Consider the following 17,555-nt stretch of genomic DNA (forward strand, 5'->3'; position numbering starts at 1 on the left):
GCAGAATCCCTTTTAAACCCAGCGATTTACAGCCTCGGCCGTGTCACCGGGATTGGTGTTAAAGCAGATTTTCGCACTCGGTGCATGCGCATGGATGGTGTTGATTATTTTCTCAAACAGCAGAAAATGTGTGGGCACTGTTCTAACGCCTGCACCCACCAACACGCAATCATATTGTTTCTGGATTAAAGCGTTTCGAAGCACGTCTTCAGCCGTGGCACCAAAGTCGGTCAGGCACAGTTCAGCTTCATAACCTTGTGCTTTCAAACTAGCCGCGCCGGCATTCAACCCTGCCATCACCTTTTCGGCCGTCAGCCCAGGGAAGGCCGCATATTCAGGGCTGGAAAAGTCAATTAACTCCGGTTGCAAACCAACAATGAGAACCTGTTTGCGCTTTTCCATACTTTTCTCCAACGTATTGCCTCAGAGCATGACCAGTTACGACTTTTCAACCACCCAGGCTGGTTGCGATAAATACTGCACATCGTGTTTTCACGCTGGGTCCTTGATCAAGCGAATGTCCACTTCACGCTCCACATACTTCCATTCCTCCGAAGCCCGTAATTTCACGAGCAACTCATCAAATACATCGGTGTGCTCTGGCGCAAATTCAAACCAGGTTAAAAAGTCAAAAGGCTCACCAAGATCACGCGAGTGATGCAATTGCCGGGCAATTTCGGGCAGGTAAGCCAATCCAATTTCAGTGTGGTGCGACTGTGCCTCGAATATTGCACGGCGTTCATCTTGCGACAAAGCCCACCACTGCGCATTTTTCTTGATTGGAATAAGCGCAGCACAGGTAGAGGCAGGTCGATTCAAGCCCTCTTGCCTGGCGCGTAGTTGGGTAATTTCATGGCGCTCGGCATAACGCACATTGCTGGTAAAACCCTGAAGTACCCAAGTACCGCGCTGGTTTAGCTGGTTTAGCTGGCTTGCTGGGGTGTTCACCACGTTCAGCCTTTCTACGGCCTCAACAGGTGCGCCCACAATCGCAGCGCAGCGGGTAACCTGCCACTGGCCCTCGTGGCCACCGATGAATGAATAGTGATTGTTCATGTGAAATCTATGTATTAGGCAACTAATACAATTAGTTTAATCTGAACCGGATGATTTGCGGACAAATTTTTCAGTTCAGGCGCTGTACATATGCATAAATCGCCCACAGGTTACCCGCTACAAGCAATGGCACAATCATGCTGGGTGCCAAGGCCATTGGAAACTGCATGGCCACCTCAAAAGTAGGTGGCTCAGCCCACACCTGAAAAATGCCGGGCAGACTCATGTTGATGACCACCATGCCAAGCATCAAAATAATACCCGCTCCAATCGCATGCCATGTAATCCAGAAATTGCGTGTGACAGGGCGTTTTGTCATATGCCATGCCACTGCGATTGCGGACAATCCGAACAACAAATCGGGTACACCCACCCAAAGCTCAACGGATCGTGGGAACTCGCCTTGATAAGTTTTTATTGCAGTGCCAATTGCCGCAACACGCAGTACCTGGAAATATGCAAACCAACGCAAGGGCACGACCTTACCTGCTGTGTTTAATGCACTGCGTAATCGAGGGAACAGCAGCAATGGAATGGCCACCACCAAGAGGGGAATGAAAGGAAACCACAACCCTGGGTAGAGCGAAAAAAATTCTGGGCTGGAATAGAAACCCTGATAAGCCAGAGCAGCCGAGATAACACCCCATGTAAAAACCAGGAATGACAAAGCTGCGACACTGTTGCGCTGTGCTTTGTCGATAAAGTTGTTGGCATACGCATGGCGCGCAAGCAGGTATGGAAATGCTGACACAGCAACCATCAAAAACGGGATCGAGGAGAACTGGATCATGGTTGGCCTTACTCAAAATCAGATTATGGTTGAAAAGGGGTGTCTCAGCAGAAAAAACGGACTTCACGCCAACAAAAATCCGACACCCCAGAGTTTGATCTGATGTTCTTTTAGCCGTTGTCCGGAATACTGGGTTCAACCAATTTGACAAGTTGTTCAAGCGATTCTTGCCAGCCCAGATAACACATTTCAACGGGAATTACGGCGGGAATCCCTTCTTGAACGATGTGCAGTTCTGTTCCACAAAACACAGGTTTCAAATCGATGGTCACCATCATTTCACCAGGAAGGCTTTCGTCGTCAAAGCGATCCGTGTGGCGAATGCGTTGATTGGGTACAAGCTCAATGTATTTCACCTCGAATGAGTGCCTACCGCCAGTGCTGAAGTTAATGAACGACATACGGTAGCCACCACCCACACGCGCGTCAATCTCTTGAATACTGCCAGTGAAACCATAAGGCGGCAGCCAATACTCCAACGCACTTTTATCGGTGAACGCCTTGTAAACCCGTTCTGCTGGCGCGCGCAATACCCTGTGCAACTTCACTGTACCTGTGTTGTTCGACATCGTCATCTCCTTGAAAATTGTGCCTACCTGGATAGTCGAACGGGACAAGGCAGAATCGACAGTTGTACAGAAATCTTTTTGTTCAAGGATGCTATGGATCAATTACCGGGATTGGACTTTCTTCCAGTCGTCGGTCAACACGCCCTGGTAGCCCCAGTTCCTTTCAGCAATTTTTTGAATAACGATGTAAATATGCCATGTATCGCGAATGTGACGCTGCGCGCAAACACTGAGTGGGTAACCAAGTTACCGGAACACACAATGCTTTATGTCAATACCAAGTACCCCTCGCTCACCATGGTTGTTATTGACAGGAATGTTTTGGATAACTCAGTTACTTACTTCACATTCAAAGCCCTGACCACCGCATTGGATGCTTCTTGCGTGAAACTCAGAATTCCGTCTCGGACTGGCGCAAATTCCGCCTCAGTCAAGTTCTCAAAATCGGCGGGCGATTTAAAACCACGCAAGAAATATGAGGACTCTCCAAGACTTCGGCGCAAAGGTTCGGCCTTGGCGATATCTGCAACAGGATCAAGCACGTATACCTCCCAAGGGAAAGCCGCCACTGCCCTGTAACTGGTATAACCAAAAACACTGCGAGTGTACAAACCGGAGTGATCCACGTACCGCTCTGTACAGGGGCCTCCACCGCATTCCAGTGTTGCCACTACCCGGGCATCTTTCACAACGATCAAGGCTTTTAACTTGTGCTGCTCACGCAATTGACGAAATATTTCTTTCTTGCCTGCTGCCACTTGCCACTGGTCACCAGTGGCTTGAATCAAACCTGTCACTTTCTGATAATCAAATCCCTCCTGGCGAAGATCCACTACAGTGAAGCCTGCTTCTTTCACTGAACGCTCAATGGTGCGTCGGACGTCCACACCCAAATTCCACTGGTAAGGATACTTTTTCACAAAGTTGTTAAACACCGTGGTGCCAACGTGGGTGTGCGCAGGATTACCACCCACCTCAACCAAGACGCCGATTCGGTCACCTCGAGACGATTCGATTTTAGGCAGTTGAGGGGCCGTGGCACAACCAGCCAGCATGGCAGCAAGGAACAGAAGGCTAACTAAACGCATTGAAAGAATTTCCTTCGAAGGACATTAATGAAGTGATCAGAAGATCACAATTCTAGGGCACCCGTAAGCGAGTTAGAACGACAAATTTGAGGGGGGAGGCTACAGCACATCAAGACCCGCAGCCGGGCTTGAAACAATATTGACTTGTCTATTGAACCGCTCGCTTGAATAATTTCAAGTACTATTCACTGCCCTCGCTTTGTGCGCATCAAACTGGCCTTCGCCTTCACCCGAATTTCCAAAGCCCTGGCATCGCCCTTCTTCGCATGGTAACGCACCGCATGGCGCACCACCCACTTCAATTCATCGGACGCATTCGCCTGAAGCCAGCGCTCACAAGTTGAAAAGGCAATCTCTGGGTGGTCTTTGGCGATATCCCCAAGATGGTTGGCCACACTGCGGCGCACATACAACGACTCGTCGTATTTAAGGTGTTCGAGTATGGGCAATGTGGGCTGCGGGTTCGCTACAAATGACTGAATCCGTTTTCCCCAAGGCAGCTTGGGGCGTGTGCCCTCACTGCACAGTCGCCTTACATGCGGGTTAGGGTCAATTAGCCACTTGCCAACTTGTTCCAGAGTGCGCACTTGATGGTGTATGAGAAAAGGTCGAATGGCAAACTCTGCCGTAAACCGCATGGTGAGTTCACGCAACGCCTGCATGGAGATATCGAATGGATCGTTGCCGTCGTTGTAACTTGGGTCCAAACCGAAATCAGCAATGAAAAAACTGTGTGGCATGTAGAAAAACCCAGCCAGTCCCAAGGTCCCCACTTCAGTGTCTGCCGGAGTGAAGGAATCAATCAGAATGGACACAGCTTGCTGGTAATTGCCGGGTAAAAATTCCCGCAACGATTTTGCAATATGTTGGGCACGCTGCATCAGCTCCAGGGGTTCAAGATTGGTCAGTGCATGCTTGCAAAACGCCTCGGCTGGAAATGTCTTGTACGCATACAAAATGTTTTGAGCCAGGCACTCAATCAACTCCCGGTTCATCAAGACCTTCAATGGTGTGCCTTTTTGAATCGCGTTGGGCGCCAGTGGAACGGTGGGAGGACGTGGCTGCATTAGATTTCAATTCCGAGAAGTGTTTGCCAAGCCGACAGGTCTGCGGTTGATGGCGGTGGCGATGTGTAGGGCGTTGTGCATTTGACTCGACAATACTTTAGATTAATTGAGACTGGGAGATCATTCATGAATCGAAGCTAATATTTTCTTGCCCACAGATCAAATGAACATACCGATTGGTTGCAACTAGAAAACCGATTCCAATAGTCAATATGAAGAGACTCCACAGCCCGCTTCCAATAGCGAAGTTTCCAAGAAGCAGCATGCCATGCAACCGTGCTGCGCCAGAGATTCGATCTTGCTTTTATATGGCTGGGAGCCCCGCTCCTTAACTCGTTGAACCGCTCGAAGGCATAGCTGCTAGGTCCATCCACATCGCCTCCCAGACGTGACCGTCGGGATCCGCAAGGTTACGGTTATACATAAAGCCAAGCTCCTGAGCGGGGTTGATGTCTGCTGTTCCGCCATTTGCTGCAGCCGCCTCGTTCATGGCATCGACGGCTTCGCGACTATCGCACGACAAGGCAAGCATGACTTCGCTAGATGTTGCTGGCGGAATAGGACGGTTGGTGAAAGTACGCCACTTGGCGTGTGTAAGCAGCATGACGTTGATCGCCTCGCTCCACACCATACAAGCAGCGGTATCGTCAGTGAACTGTGGGTTGTTCTCAAAGCCGATGGACTTGTAGAAAGTTATTGATGCGTCGAGATCCATTACGGGCAAATTCACGAAAATCATTTTGGACATGGTTTGGTTCCCCCAGGTTGTTGAAATAGCGACATCTTTGTACGGTGTCTTCTATTAGTCGAGCAGAGAACCGCAATTTCGACAGTGTCCAGAAAGTATTTACGATACCGCCCATTTTTGCTGGGTTCAGTTTAGCCCTACGTGGTTTTTCTCAACACTGAATTTGGGGGCATCATAAAGTAGCCGGCTCGCAGTATTGAATCTTGCAGGCAGGTTTTTGCGAACGTCACCGAACTGGCGAATATTACGAGGAGCCGAGAATGGCGCGGCTGGCGGGGATCGAACCCACGACCCTTGGCTTCGGAGGCCAATACTCTATCCACTGAGCTACAGCCGCGCAAGAAGGCGTTAGTGTACACCAGCGCTGGGATCTAGGATACTGACGGCATATGTCCACCGTATAACCAATAAAAATGAAAATCGCCAATATTCTTCGCTCCAAAGTGGTGTTAATACCGCTTTTCATCCTCGTTTTTGTTTACCTGTTCGCTTGGGCCGGGCTACCGCGCCTGGTGCATTGGCAGGCCGAAAAGCAGGTGCTTGAACGCTCGGGCCATGTGCTGAAAATGGACTTGCCCGAGGTCAACCCCTTCAAGTTGACCTTTCGGATCCCCAAACTGAGCCTGACCACACCCGAGGGCGAGCAGCTGGTGGCGTTTGATCACCTGTTTGTAGACGTTTCCGGTACGGACCTGTTCACCGGCCTTGTGGCGCTGGATCAAATTGACCTGAAAAATCTGAACCTGAATGTGGCGTTGCTGCCCGAGGGTAAGAACAACTTCACCGCGCTTCTGGATGCTTTCAAAACCGAAGAGCCTGAAGAGGAAAACACCGAGCCGCCGGCGTTTTTGTTAAGCCATTTGTTGATCAGCGATGCAGCTGTTGATTTTGAAGACCGCCGCAAACCCGATGGCCTGAAAACCCGCTTTGCACCGCTAAACCTAGAGCTGCGCGATCTGGCCACCCGTTCTGAAACCGATGGCGACTTTGTGCTGAATGCCGTGACCGGGCTGGACGCCGAACTGAAACTGCGCGCGCAAATTCAGTTGGCCGACCCTTCGGCCACGGGTGAGTTCTCGCTGACTGGTTTGAACCTTGCCAAGCTTGAACCCCTATTGGCACCGCTTTTGCCCACAGCACCGCCCGCTGGTAGCGCCGACCTGGCATTGAACTTTGATGTGAACCTGAAGGAAGCAGCAGCCACGTCGCAGACCAATGAAACCGCCCCTGCCGATGGTGCCCCCCAAGCCAATCAAGCTGCGCAACCCAAAGTACTGATCAACAACATCAATGCTGAGGTGCGTGATTTCAACATGGCCGCCAAGCCACATGGTGCCAGTGCTGCTGCCCAATTCAGGAAACTGAACATCAACAACGCCAGTTTTGATTTGCAAGCCAACAAAGCTGAACTTGCCGGAATTGTGCTGGCTGGCCTGCAGTTGAACCATGGCAGCAAAGCCAAGGCGATTGGTCTGGACACGATTGAAGTTGGCCCAATCCTCGTAGACCTTGCCGAGCAACATGCAGAGGTTAACGCCGCCACGGTGAAAGGTGGCGCTGTGAATGTGAAGCGCAACGCCCAAGGCGAACTCGATTTGATGGCGGCGATCAACGACTGGATTCCCGCAAAAAAACCGGTGGATAAAAGCGCGCCTGAAACAAGCGACGAAGCCCCTGCAAAACCTTGGACCTACGCTGTCAATACCATCGATGTTTCGGGTATTAACGCCAGCATTGAAGACCAAACAGTGAACCCTGCGCTGAATATTGGCTTGAACAATATTGCAGTGTCCACGAACGGCGTTACTCAAGACCTTTCCAAAACCCTGCCACTGAAAGCCAGCCTGAATGTGGCCAGTGGTGGAAACATTGCCGTGAATGGCGACATCAACCCCAGCACCGCAGCCACTCAAATGAACGTGGAGGTGAATGCGCTGGCCTTGAAACCCGCACAGCCTTTCATCGGCCAATTTGCCAAACTGAACCTGGTCAGCGGTGCCATTTACACCAAGGGCAAAGCCACCTACAACGCCAGGGAACGGGGCTATTCAGGTAGCCTCACTGTGGCAGGCTTGCGCCTGAATGAAGCGGGCACCAACAACTCGTTTTTCGAATTCAAAAAGCTGTTTACCCCCGGCCTGCGTGTGAATGCCCAAGGCTTGAATATTCAACGCCTGACGCTTGAAGGCCTGGATACAGCGCTGTTGATTGCGAAAGACAAATCAACCAACATCAGCCGAATTCTGGTGAACAAGGAAGAACCAACAACGGCCACGCAGCAACAAGCTGAACCTGCAAAGCCGGCCGACAACACTCCCTCTGCATTCGCAGTCAATATTGACCGCTTCAATATTGCCAACAGTGAAATGGACTTTGCTGACGAGTCGCTGTTCATTCCGTTTGGTACGCGTATTCACAGCCTGGAGGGCGTGGTGAATGGCTTGTCGAACAAGCCCGGTACCCGTGGTGAACTGGCTTTGAAGGGCGCAGTCGATGAGTTTGGTGAGGCCGATGCACAAGGCACCATCAACCTGCTGGACCCCACCGCCTACATGGACATTGCCGTGAAATTCAGCAATGTCGAAATGCGCAACCTGACACCCTATTCCGGCACCTTTGCGAACCGAAAAATCGAGTCGGGCAAGTTGTCGTTGAACCTGGTGTACAACATTGAAAACCAGCAACTCAACAGCAGCAACCAAGTGATTGTCGACAAACTGAAACTGGGCGAACGTGTGCAAAGCCCGCAAGGCCGCGACCTGCCCCTTGAGTTGGCAATTGCCATTCTGGAAGACAGCAATGGCCGAATCGATTTGGGCCTGCCCATCACAGGCGACTTGAACGATCCCCAGTTCAGCTACGGTGCCATTGTCTGGAAAGCCATTGGCAATGTGCTGACCAAAATCGTGACGGCACCCTTCCTGGCCCTGGGTGCCCTGTTCGGTGGTGGCGATTCAGATGAACTGGGCAAGATTGAATTCACCGCCGGGGCCAATACGCTCAGCCCTTCTCAGCGGGAAGGCTTGAAAAAATTGGGCGAAGCACTGACCACCCGCCCCAACCTCGCGCTGACCGTGCAAGGCACTTGGGCACCAGCCGACAAAACCGCAATTCAAAACCTGCAAATGCGCCGCGCTGTAGCCACACAGGCAGGCGAAAAACTGCAGCCGGGTGAAAACCCCGGCCCACTGGCCTTGAACAATGAAACCACTCAAAAAGCAATTGAAGCATTGTTTGAAAAACGCTTCAGCGGTGGCGAACTGGCCTCGCTGAAAACCGGTTTCAGAAAAGCCAACCCGGGCCAACTGGAACAGGGTGTGGCAGGCAAAGCCTTGGGACAAATCACCAATTTGTTCAAAGACACACGCGAGCTGAGCGACGCTGAAGTGAATGCACTGAAAGGCAAAAACTTCTACGCCGTTCTTGCGCAAAAGCTGCAAGATTCTGAAGAAGTAAGCACTGCACAATTGCAAACCTTGGCCACAGAACGCCAGCAACTGGTGAGCAGTGGGCTGACTTCAGCAGGTGTGCCCGCCGAGCGCGTGAAAACCGATACGCCCAAGGAAACCAAAACCAATGATGACAAAACCGTGCCGATGGAACTGGGTGTGGCTGTGAACAAGTGAGCTACTAGAAACTAGACAATAAACCCCGCCTGGCTGGCCAATACCTCGCGGGTTACCCGAATAAATTCGCGGGTTTTGGCGGGCATGGGATTGGCATAAGGGCACACGGCGAATATATCGGCCGGTGCACCCGCCCATTCGGGCAACACTCGCACCAGCGCACCGGTTTTCAGTTCCTGCTGAATGTCCCATTCCGAGCGCAACAACACACCCTTGCCCTGCAAGGCCCATTGCACGGAAACATCCCCATCGTTTGAACTCACTGGCCCATGCACCTTGACGGTGGTCTCCTGCTTGCCGTTGCGCAATTGCCAATTGTTAAACGTGTGGTTCTCTTGCCGAATCACCAGGCAGTCGTGCCGGGTTAAATCGCCAGGGGTGTTCAATTCACCCGCCCCAGCCAAATAGGAAGGCGCTGCACACAATATTCGCCGGTTGCTGGCCAGCTTCTGGGCAATCAGCCTTTGGTCAGGCGGCTCGCCAAAGCGCACCGACAAATCAAAGCCGCCCTCGATTAAATCAATGGGGTGATCCGTCAGTTCCAGAATCACCTCCACCGCCGGGAATTCGGCATGGTAAGCCGACACCACATTGGCCACGTGTTTGCGACCAAAACCCAAACTGGCGTTGACCCGAAGCAGGCCGCGCGGGGTGTCTTGCCCGGCACGCAAGGTGGCCTCCAGCACATCAATTTGACGAAGAATGTTGGCCCCCTCGGCCAGGTAACGTTCACCCTCGGCACTCAAACCAATGCGCCGCGTACTGCGGTGAAGCAGGCGAACACCCAGCCTTTTTTCCAGTGCAGCCAGTCGGCGGCTAACGGCAGGCGGAGTAACATCAAAGGCCATGGCAGCGCTGGCCAGGCTTTCATGGCGCACCAGTTCACTGAAAAAAGCGAGATCAGACAACTGCTTCAAAACTTGCTCCAACAAGGATTCGTGCGTATTTGTTAATAATATTTTAAATATTGAATCATTGTAGATATTTTTATAACGAATACACTGAGCGCTTCCACATCTACAGCACACCACCCATGTCTTGGCTCGCTCTTCCTGATTTGCTCCTTGTTTTGTCGTTGGGCGCGGCTTTGGGTTTCTTCGGTGGGCTGTTTGGTATCGGGGGCGGCATTATCGCCGTCCCGCTTTTTATTATCGGGTTTGGCATGGACCAGGCCCTGGCCCAAGGCACCGCACTGGTGCTGATGGTGCCCAATTTGCTGATTGGCTGGTGGCGTTACAACCAGCATCACAAGCTGCCCTGGCTGGCCGTGGCTGCAATTGGCATTACTGCGACTGTAACCACCTGGTTAACAGCCAAGCTGGCCGTACGCCTTGATCAAGACATACTGCACTGGATATTCAACCTGTTCATTCTGGCGGTGGGCCTGCGCATGCTGCTGCTGCGAAAAAACCCCAGCGCCAATTCAAACAACAGCGATCAACCTCGCACAGCCACCATGCCCATCGTCGGCGTACTCGGTGGCACCAGCATGGGCCTGCTGGGCATGGGGGGCGGCCTGGTGGCCACACCCATGTTAACCACCGTGTTCAAACACACCCAAACCACGGCGCAGGCTTTGTCGCTGGCTTTGGTGGCCCCCAGCTCGGTAATGGCACTGAGCACCTACGCCAATGCCCACCGCGTGAACTGGGAATTGGGCTTGCCCCTGGCTTTTGGCGGGCTATTTACCGTGTCGGCGGGTGTGGCCATCGCCCACTACCTGCCTGAAAAGGCCCTGCGCCGAAGTTTTGCGGCAGTCATGATCATTGCCGCTTTCTGGCTCATTTTGCAATCACTACACACGCACTAAGCTTTTCCGGTAAGAATAGGGGCTTGTCCACACTTGCCTTGTTTGCCTGATGAAGCTGGCGGCCCTGTTTCGTTTCGTGTTGTTTGCCACTTTGCTCGGCCTGGCCTCCAATGTGTGGATGGGCGAGCGGGCAGACCAGTTGCAAACTTCGCAAACAGCGCTGCTCACCGCCCGCTTGAATGCCATCAATGAATTGCGCTTGCTGCAATCCGAATTCGATGCACTGCAAACCCTGGTGGCCGCTTTTGTGGTCAGCAAAAACAGCCAGCACCTGGTGAATTATTACGAGTTGCTGGACGCCCACGCAGGCGCGCGCAAATATGCCCAGCCTGTCGACAATGTGTACTGGAGCAAGCTGATTGCGGGCAACACCGAAGCCGTACCCCTGGTGCCCGCCAAAGGTGAAACCCTGGAAAGTCGCCTGTTCGCACCGCAAAATGTTGCGCCCAACCTGAGTGGCGATATAAAAGAATCGGTCGAGAACATTTTGAGCTTAAGCAAACGCTTGCGCGAACGCGAGCAAATTGTGTTTGCCTTGACCCAAGGCTTGTACGACCCGGATGCGAGCAAGTATGTGTCGGAAGCGCCTGTGCGTGACGACCTGGCCATTCAAATGCTGTTCTCCGAAGAATACCTGGGCTTGAGCAATGCCATTCGCGCTGAAATTCAAGGCCGAATTCGCGCAGTTGAACTGGGCTTTCAAACCGTGCTTGCTGCGCAGGCCGACAACATCAAAGCCACTGCGAATTTCGACCTTTACCTGGGCTTGCTGGTCACCTTGATGGCCCTTGTGGGCCTGGCGGTGTTGCAACGCTTCGTTGTGGCGCCACTGCGAGAACTGAACAAGGTGAGCAAACAAATTGCACAGGGCAATTACAACATCAGTCTGCCCAACCCCCGCTTTGTGACCGAAATGAGCAACCTTGTGAAGGGCTTTGCCCTGATGATTGGTTCATTCAAGCGCGAACTGGAGCAGGGCGAAGCCGCAAGGTCAGCCGAATTGATTGCCCTGGAAGCCAAAATGGGCCGAGAGCGAGCCGAGGCGCAGGTAGAAGCACGCGGCATGTTGCTGGCCAATATGAGCCATGAAATCCGAACACCCATGAATGCCATATTGGGCATGACCGCGCTCACCTTGAAGTCGGATTTGCCCGAGCAGGAACGCAACTACCTGCTAAAAGTACAGGATGCCGCGAAATCGCTGCTGGGTTTGCTCAACGACATTCTGGATTACTCCAAGGCCGAGGCTGGCATGGTGGAATTCGAGCACATTCCGTTCACTCTGGATGAAGTACTGGCCAATTCATTTCTTGCGGTGCAAAGCCAGGCAGCCAGCCGCAAACTGATGCTGTTGAACGAGGTTGCGCCGGGCTATTCAAACCAGTTGGGCCAGCGCTTGGTGGGCGACCCTTCACGACTGCGGCAGGTGCTGAGCAACCTGCTGAGCAATGCAGTGAAGTTTACGGAAAGCGGATCGGTGCGTGTGTTCTCGAAACTGCAAACCCGTTCAGACACCGGGCTTGATTTGCGAATTGAAGTGCACGACACCGGCTCAGGTTTGAGCAAATCGCAGGTCGAGCGAATTTTTGAGAAATTTGCACAGGGTGATTCAAGCGTAAGCCGTGTGTATGGCGGCACGGGCCTGGGTTTGAGCATTGCCCGCGAGCTGGTGATTCGAATGGGCGGCCAAATTTCAGTCGAAAGCATCCCGGGTGTGGGCAGTTGTTTCTGGTTCTCTGTACCCGTGGTCTATGACAGCGATATTTTGATTGAACCCCTACCCTTGGGTTACCAGAATGGTGTGTTGTTGCACCAGCCGGGGCCTGTGGCCGACTGCGTAATGTCGGTGTTGAATGCCACCGGCATGCAAGCCACACTGGTAAGTACCCTGGGGCAGTGCATTCGGTACCTGAACGAGAACACCTGCGACTGGGCCTTGCTGCAATCGGATTTGCTCGACCCCAGCGAGCCACTGCCCGCTGAACTGCTTGAACACTTGAGCAACCCGGCCTTGCGCGTGGTGGCCATTGACCGTGACCTGCTTTCAGCCGACAGTGCTCTGCTGCAACTATTGCCCTCTGAACTCACCAAACAACTGATACACCTGGCGCACCCGGTGTTGATGCAAGACATTTGCGCTGCGCCGCGCCTTGATTTACCCACCTTGCCACGGCCCGATGCAACCCGGGAGTATCCTGAGGCCTTGCACGGAAAAAGTGCCCTAGTGCTGGAAGACCACCCGGTGAATCAGGAACTGGTGTGTTCCTACCTGAAAGCGGCAGGTATGCAGGTAACCCTGTGTGAACATGGCCAGGAGGCCGTGGAATTGCTGGACCCCGACGATGCCCCCCACTTTGATGTCATCGTTACCGACCTTGAAATGCCGGTGATGGACGGCTATGAATTCACAACCTGGCTGCGCGACCAAACCCGCTGGATGGACACCCCCCTGGTGGGTCTGACCGGGCATGCCTTCTCGGAAATACGCAACCGTTGTCTGGATTTGGGCATGGATGACTTTATCGCCAAGCCCGTGGAAGCCCGCGTGCTGTACGCCACCCTGGCCGACCTGTTGCACGCCGAAACACCTTCACCTTTGCCCACACCACCAGCGCTGCCCAATTTGTTCATGGAACACTGTGCCGACCTGCCGGCCAAGTTGCGCGGCCACCTTGAGCAGCTGGATGAAGTGGCCTTTGTGCGTGAAATACATTCCATGGTCAGCCTGTTGGCCTTGCTGGGCGAACAGGCTTTGCACCATGTATTTCGGGATTTTGAGCAAGGCTTGAACAACCAAACCATGGGCGCCAAAGAGGTGTTGGATCAAATTCGCACCGTGTGGCCTGCCTTGGTGAAGAAGTATTCTGAACTGACTGAGAAAGCCACCCCCACCTAGGGGAAACCTACCCCCTGAAATGGTGAACCTCCCCGTAAACGGTGAACCCTCACCTATGCGATGCCACGCCAAAGCAATGCAGTCGACAATACTTAAACGATGAACGGCAAAGCATTGGATTCAGCATGACCATTCGAGCACCCTACCAAGTGCTGCACAGCAGCCCTTACAAAAAATATTCCTTCGAGCGCGAGGTGTTTTTTGAAACGCTGGGTGCCTGTTGGGCGTTGAGTTCTCGCAACGTCAGTGGCCTGTTTGCCATGCAACTGCAAATCGACTTAAGCCGTGTGCAGTTACTCTACGGTGTACCCAGCTCTCATTTGCCCGAGACACTGCTGTTTCAGTTTCTGAATGTATTTCAAACCCGACCACGCAATGGTGCACATGCACAGCACATGCATGCCGAGCACAATGCGCTGGAGTTGATTGAGGACATGAACGAAGCAGACTTCCTGAATTTCACCACAGGTTTTCAGGATGCGGTGAATCAAATTCTGGAACCACTGGATTGCTGGACCAAAGAATGCCAGCAAGCACACCTGGCCTTGAAGTACTACGGCCTGAACCTGGTTGAAACAGGCATGCGTGAATCAAAATTCAAGCGCACCTACGCCGACCTGTTGGTGAACTACCTGCTAACGACGCAACGTGTGTTTTTGCAGGAAAGCAAAACTTCCACGTACAACTTTTAATCGCGACCCACTCGTGGACGCAGGTGTTGGCGCAACACCATTTTCAGTTCAAGAAACACATCAGGATCATTCAGCAAAATCATGTGATGCTTTTGCGCGAAGGTCACGCGTTGTGCTTTGCCAGTGTCGTCGGCCAGAGCAGAATCGGGTGTGACCAAACCGTCGCCCACCGTGGTGTTCAACCAAGACGAAGTATGGTCACCTATCGTTGATCCGATCAGGTGAAACATCACTTCCTGTCCATCGCGAGTTTGCAGCGCGCCCAAGCCGTGGTCCAAATCGCGAATGCCGCGTGAACGCACACCCAGCACCCGGCCAATCGGCCTGGCCAATTCAAACTTGCTGAACAATTGCTCACCCGCCGCCGCAAGTCGCGCAAGCGGTGCACCGGCATGGGGTGAGCCCAAACACACTACATCGCGAATGGCGCGTTTCAAAATAATATCGTCGTCGGTCAGTGCTTCAACCACCGCGCGACTGACCAAACCACCCATGCTATGCCCCACCAAGGTAATTCCCTCAACAGCCACAGGCCAATTGCGCACGAGCTTGTTCAACATGCGCTTGAATTGTCTTGCATTGGAATCAATGTTGCGGCCGGTGTTGTAACGCAGGTAAAGCGCGGTAACAGGAAAATCGTCTTGCAGCTTGTCACCATAAGGGCGGGTGGCTGGCTCACTGGGGTTGTAGTACATCTGCCAGCTGTCTTCATTGCAGCACAGGCCATGCACAAAAATAACAAGGTGGTTTTGAGCGTTGGGAAACTGCGCCATCAACGCAGCCTGATCGGCCTGCAAAAGCTGGCCGTTGGCATACAGATTCATGTGCACTTGCATGGGGTTGCGCGTGGCGGCCAAATGGTCGCCAAACACACCGTTGATCGCGCTGGAAATCGCCGACACCCGTTTGTCGGTTTTAGCATTCGGCATGCTGGGTACGGGCAGGTGGTTCACATCATCCATGAGTTCGCCACCCATGGCCTGGTCAATCACCTGAGGCGAGGCCAGGCTTTGGTTGGCTTGCCGAACCACCCAGGCTGCACCCGAAAACACACCTTTGCCTGCTTCGCGAACAGCGCCGTAAACCAAATCAGTAATTTCGTTGTGAACCGATTCAACAGGTTTGCTGGCATTGAGCGTGGCGGCACCCACCGCCTTGAATGGCATGTCGCTGATGGCGCGGTGAAATTCATGCACTCGCGTGGCGGCCTGCGCAATGGTGTCACCCACAAACATCAGTGTGCCTTCCAGCTTCTCGCCGGTGCTGGGTTCTTCTTTTTTGCTCATGCGGTGTCTCCGAATCGGAATTCGACGGTGTGTTTTTATTAGTGTACAAATGTACACTTAATTATTTTGCTGCGCTAGAAATTCCACTCTAAGAAGCAACTGTCAATTTCTATTTGACCGTTTTCGACAAACCAAAGCAATAGGCCCAGTACACCAGGCCAATGAACAAATACCCCTCCAGGTAAAAGCTGCGCCACTGCACATCCCCAGCCAGGGCCAGGCTGAGGGCACCGGTCAATTCAAACAAGGCCACAATCGTGACCAGTGAACATTCCTTGAACAGGGTAACAAAACTGTTGGTAAGGCTGGGCAAGCAGGCCCGAATCGCCTGCGGCAACACCACATGCACATTGCGTTGAACCACATTCAAACCCAGGGCCTTGGCCGCCTGCGCCTGACCGGCTGGCACGGCCTGCAAGCCGCCACGTAGCACTTCCGCCAAATAGGCGGCGCTGAACAATGCGATGGTGAGTAACACACGGGTGAAGAGGTCCAGCCCCTCACCTGGCAACCACAGGGGCAACACAAAGGCAGCGAGAAACAGCACTGTGACCAAGGGTAAGGCCCGCAACAACTCTATGTAAGCAATGCAGAACCGGCGCAATGGGGCAAATGCTGATTGCCGCCCCAAGGCCAGCAACACCGCCAGTGGCAGGGCCATGGCAAAGCCCACGGTGCTTAAAATAAGCGTAAGCGGCAGGCCGCCCCACAGGCTGGTGGGCACCACCGCCAAATCGGCAAAACCACCATGCAACAACACCGCACTGGCAGGCAACAACAGCGCCCAAAGCGCAAATGTGGTTTTGCTTTTGAATACATTTGCAGCCGTGGCAAACAGCAATGCCGACCACAGCACCAACACGGTGGCTGCGCGCCACTGTTCAGCCACTGGGTAACGGCCAAACAAAATAATCCGCCATTTCTCAGCCACCACTCCCCAGCAGGCGCCCTGCCCGGTGGCCTGCTGACAAGCTTGCAAATCGGGGCGAAAAACCGCACTCAGCACTGCCCAATCCAGCAAGGCCCACGCCAACGGGGCCAACAGCAGCGGCAAGGCCAGCCACAAAAAACGATTGATCAAAAGGCTGGGGTTCACAAGGCTCCCCTGTTGACACGGGTGTTGAGCACATTCATCAAGCCCGCAGCCACGGCGCTGAGCAGTGCGTAAGTGACCAAGATGATCAGCACGCATTCCACCGCTTTCCCGCTTTGGTTAATCGCCGTGTTGGCCACCGACACCAATTCCGGGTAACCCACTGCCACACCCAGTGAAGCATTTTTCAGCAAATTCAAGTACTGGTTGGAAAGCGAAGGCACCACCACACGCAAGGCCAATGGCAACACCACATGGCGGGTGGTTTGCGCATTGTTCAGGCCCAAGGCCAGCGCGCCCTGACGCATGCCGGGCCTCACGGCCTGCACGCCTGCGCGCACAATTTCGGCCACAAAAGCGGCCGTGTAAACCACCAGCGCCAGCAACACAGCGAGATATTCCGGGCTTAGTGCCCAGCCACCTTCAATCGAAAACCGCCCGCGCACCGGCGCTTCTGAAAACGTGGGAAACGCCAAGCCACTTTTGCTCAAAAACACATGGTCGCCCAGCGACCATGCCTGGCTGGCGATGGGTAGAAACTGGGTAATGGCAAAGTAAATCGCCAACAGTTGCAGCAACAAAGGCACATTGCGAAACAGGTGAATGTAGCCCCTGCACAGCCCTTTCAACAAAGGGTGCTGTGCCAGTTGGCCCAGACCAATGAAAAGGCCCAGCACGGTGCTAAGCAACAAGGCGGGCAGGGCAACTTTCAAGGTATTGAACAATCCCGCCAGCAGTATTTGCCAGTAGGGTGAATTGAATGCCACCTGTAGCCAGCCTTCACTGAGGCCGAAACCGGCAGGGTCACTGAGAAATTCAAAGTTCACGGGCAAG

15 protein-coding genes and 1 tRNA gene are annotated in these 17,555 nt (G+C 53.3%); 4 read left to right on the forward strand and 12 right to left on the reverse strand.

Translation table 11 applies throughout. The features are described from left to right. Positions 1-12 precede the first annotated feature (12 nt). The 8 genes from B4C79_RS03220 to B4C79_RS03255 all read right to left on the reverse strand — a co-directional run bounded on the left by B4C79_RS03220 (position 13) and on the right by B4C79_RS03255 (position 5,655). Entirely contained in the window at positions 13-402 is a 390-nt protein-coding gene (locus tag B4C79_RS03220) for a hypothetical protein (RefSeq protein ID WP_291751703.1), read from the reverse strand. 90 nt (positions 403-492) lie between these two features. Then, positions 493-1,056: a chlorite dismutase family protein gene (locus B4C79_RS03225; RefSeq protein ID WP_291741855.1), complete on the reverse strand. Its 564-nt coding sequence runs from the start codon at positions 1,054-1,056 to the stop codon at positions 493-495. 70 nt (positions 1,057-1,126) lie between these two features. Beyond that, positions 1,127-1,846: a hypothetical protein gene (locus tag B4C79_RS03230; protein WP_291741858.1), complete on the reverse strand. Its 720-nt coding sequence runs from the start codon at positions 1,844-1,846 to the stop codon at positions 1,127-1,129. A 110-nt stretch (positions 1,847-1,956) separates the two neighbouring features. Continuing rightward, positions 1,957-2,415, reverse strand: a complete 459-nt coding sequence (locus B4C79_RS03235) for an SRPBCC family protein (RefSeq protein ID WP_291741861.1) — start codon at positions 2,413-2,415, stop codon at positions 1,957-1,959. Between the two features lie 338 nt (positions 2,416-2,753). After that, positions 2,754-3,503, reverse strand: a complete 750-nt coding sequence (locus B4C79_RS03240) for a hypothetical protein (RefSeq protein ID WP_291741864.1) — start codon at positions 3,501-3,503, stop codon at positions 2,754-2,756. 185 nt (positions 3,504-3,688) lie between these two features. After that, positions 3,689-4,570, reverse strand: coding sequence for a DNA alkylation repair protein (locus B4C79_RS03245; RefSeq protein WP_291741868.1), 882 nt, complete (start codon positions 4,568-4,570; stop codon positions 3,689-3,691). A 328-nt stretch (positions 4,571-4,898) separates the two neighbouring features. Continuing rightward, entirely contained in the window at positions 4,899-5,318 is a 420-nt protein-coding gene (locus tag B4C79_RS03250) for a VOC family protein (protein ID WP_171101213.1), read from the reverse strand. Positions 5,319-5,579: 261 nt separating this feature from the next. After that, positions 5,580-5,655: transfer RNA gene (locus B4C79_RS03255), tRNA-Arg, on the reverse strand. A 76-nt stretch (positions 5,656-5,731) separates the two neighbouring features. Between B4C79_RS03255 and B4C79_RS03260 the strand changes: the two genes are divergently transcribed. Beyond that, a complete protein-coding gene (locus tag B4C79_RS03260; protein ID WP_291751706.1) occupies positions 5,732-8,944 on the forward strand; it encodes a DUF748 domain-containing protein in 3,213 nt (1,070 codons plus the stop codon). A gap of 11 nt (positions 8,945-8,955) precedes the next feature. On the opposite strand, the gene B4C79_RS03265 is transcribed toward B4C79_RS03260, so the two are convergent. Continuing rightward, positions 8,956-9,861 carry a LysR family transcriptional regulator gene (locus B4C79_RS03265; RefSeq protein ID WP_291741875.1) on the reverse strand — a complete coding sequence of 302 codons (906 nt, stop codon included), beginning with the start codon at positions 9,859-9,861 and terminating at the stop codon, positions 8,956-8,958. A gap of 116 nt (positions 9,862-9,977) precedes the next feature. On the opposite strand from B4C79_RS03265, the gene B4C79_RS03270 reads away from it, so the two are divergent. The 3 genes from B4C79_RS03270 (at position 9,978) to B4C79_RS03280 (ending at position 14,342) form a co-directional block, all read left to right on the forward strand. Then, positions 9,978-10,754 (forward strand): sulfite exporter TauE/SafE family protein, encoded by a 777-nt coding sequence (locus tag B4C79_RS03270; RefSeq protein WP_291751708.1) that lies wholly within the window; start codon positions 9,978-9,980, stop codon positions 10,752-10,754. A gap of 49 nt (positions 10,755-10,803) precedes the next feature. Further along, positions 10,804-13,650, forward strand: coding sequence for a hybrid sensor histidine kinase/response regulator (locus B4C79_RS03275; RefSeq protein ID WP_291741881.1), 2,847 nt, complete (start codon positions 10,804-10,806; stop codon positions 13,648-13,650). A gap of 125 nt (positions 13,651-13,775) precedes the next feature. After that, positions 13,776-14,342: a hypothetical protein gene (locus B4C79_RS03280; RefSeq protein ID WP_291741883.1), complete on the forward strand. Its 567-nt coding sequence runs from the start codon at positions 13,776-13,778 to the stop codon at positions 14,340-14,342. Here B4C79_RS03280 and B4C79_RS03285 read toward each other — a convergent pair. The 3 genes from B4C79_RS03285 to B4C79_RS03295 all read right to left on the reverse strand — a co-directional run bounded on the left by B4C79_RS03285 (position 14,339) and on the right by B4C79_RS03295 (position 17,548). Further along, positions 14,339-15,628 (reverse strand): alpha/beta hydrolase, encoded by a 1,290-nt coding sequence (locus tag B4C79_RS03285; RefSeq protein ID WP_291741886.1) that lies wholly within the window; start codon positions 15,626-15,628, stop codon positions 14,339-14,341. The two genes, B4C79_RS03280 and B4C79_RS03285, sit on opposite strands and share 4 nt — an antisense overlap. A 109-nt stretch (positions 15,629-15,737) precedes the next feature. Then, positions 15,738-16,724, reverse strand: a complete 987-nt coding sequence (locus B4C79_RS03290) for an amino acid ABC transporter permease (RefSeq protein ID WP_291741888.1) — start codon at positions 16,722-16,724, stop codon at positions 15,738-15,740. Continuing rightward, on the reverse strand, positions 16,721-17,548 hold the full coding sequence (locus tag B4C79_RS03295) for an ABC transporter permease subunit (RefSeq protein WP_291751711.1): 828 nt from the start codon (positions 17,546-17,548) through the stop codon (positions 16,721-16,723). The genes B4C79_RS03290 and B4C79_RS03295 overlap by 4 nt, the downstream gene beginning before the upstream one ends. Between the last annotated feature and the right edge of the window lie 7 nt (positions 17,549-17,555).

This window comes from Limnobacter sp. UBA7229 (assembly GCF_002473065.1).
Lineage (GTDB): Bacteria > Pseudomonadota > Gammaproteobacteria > Burkholderiales > Burkholderiaceae_B > Limnobacter > Limnobacter profundi.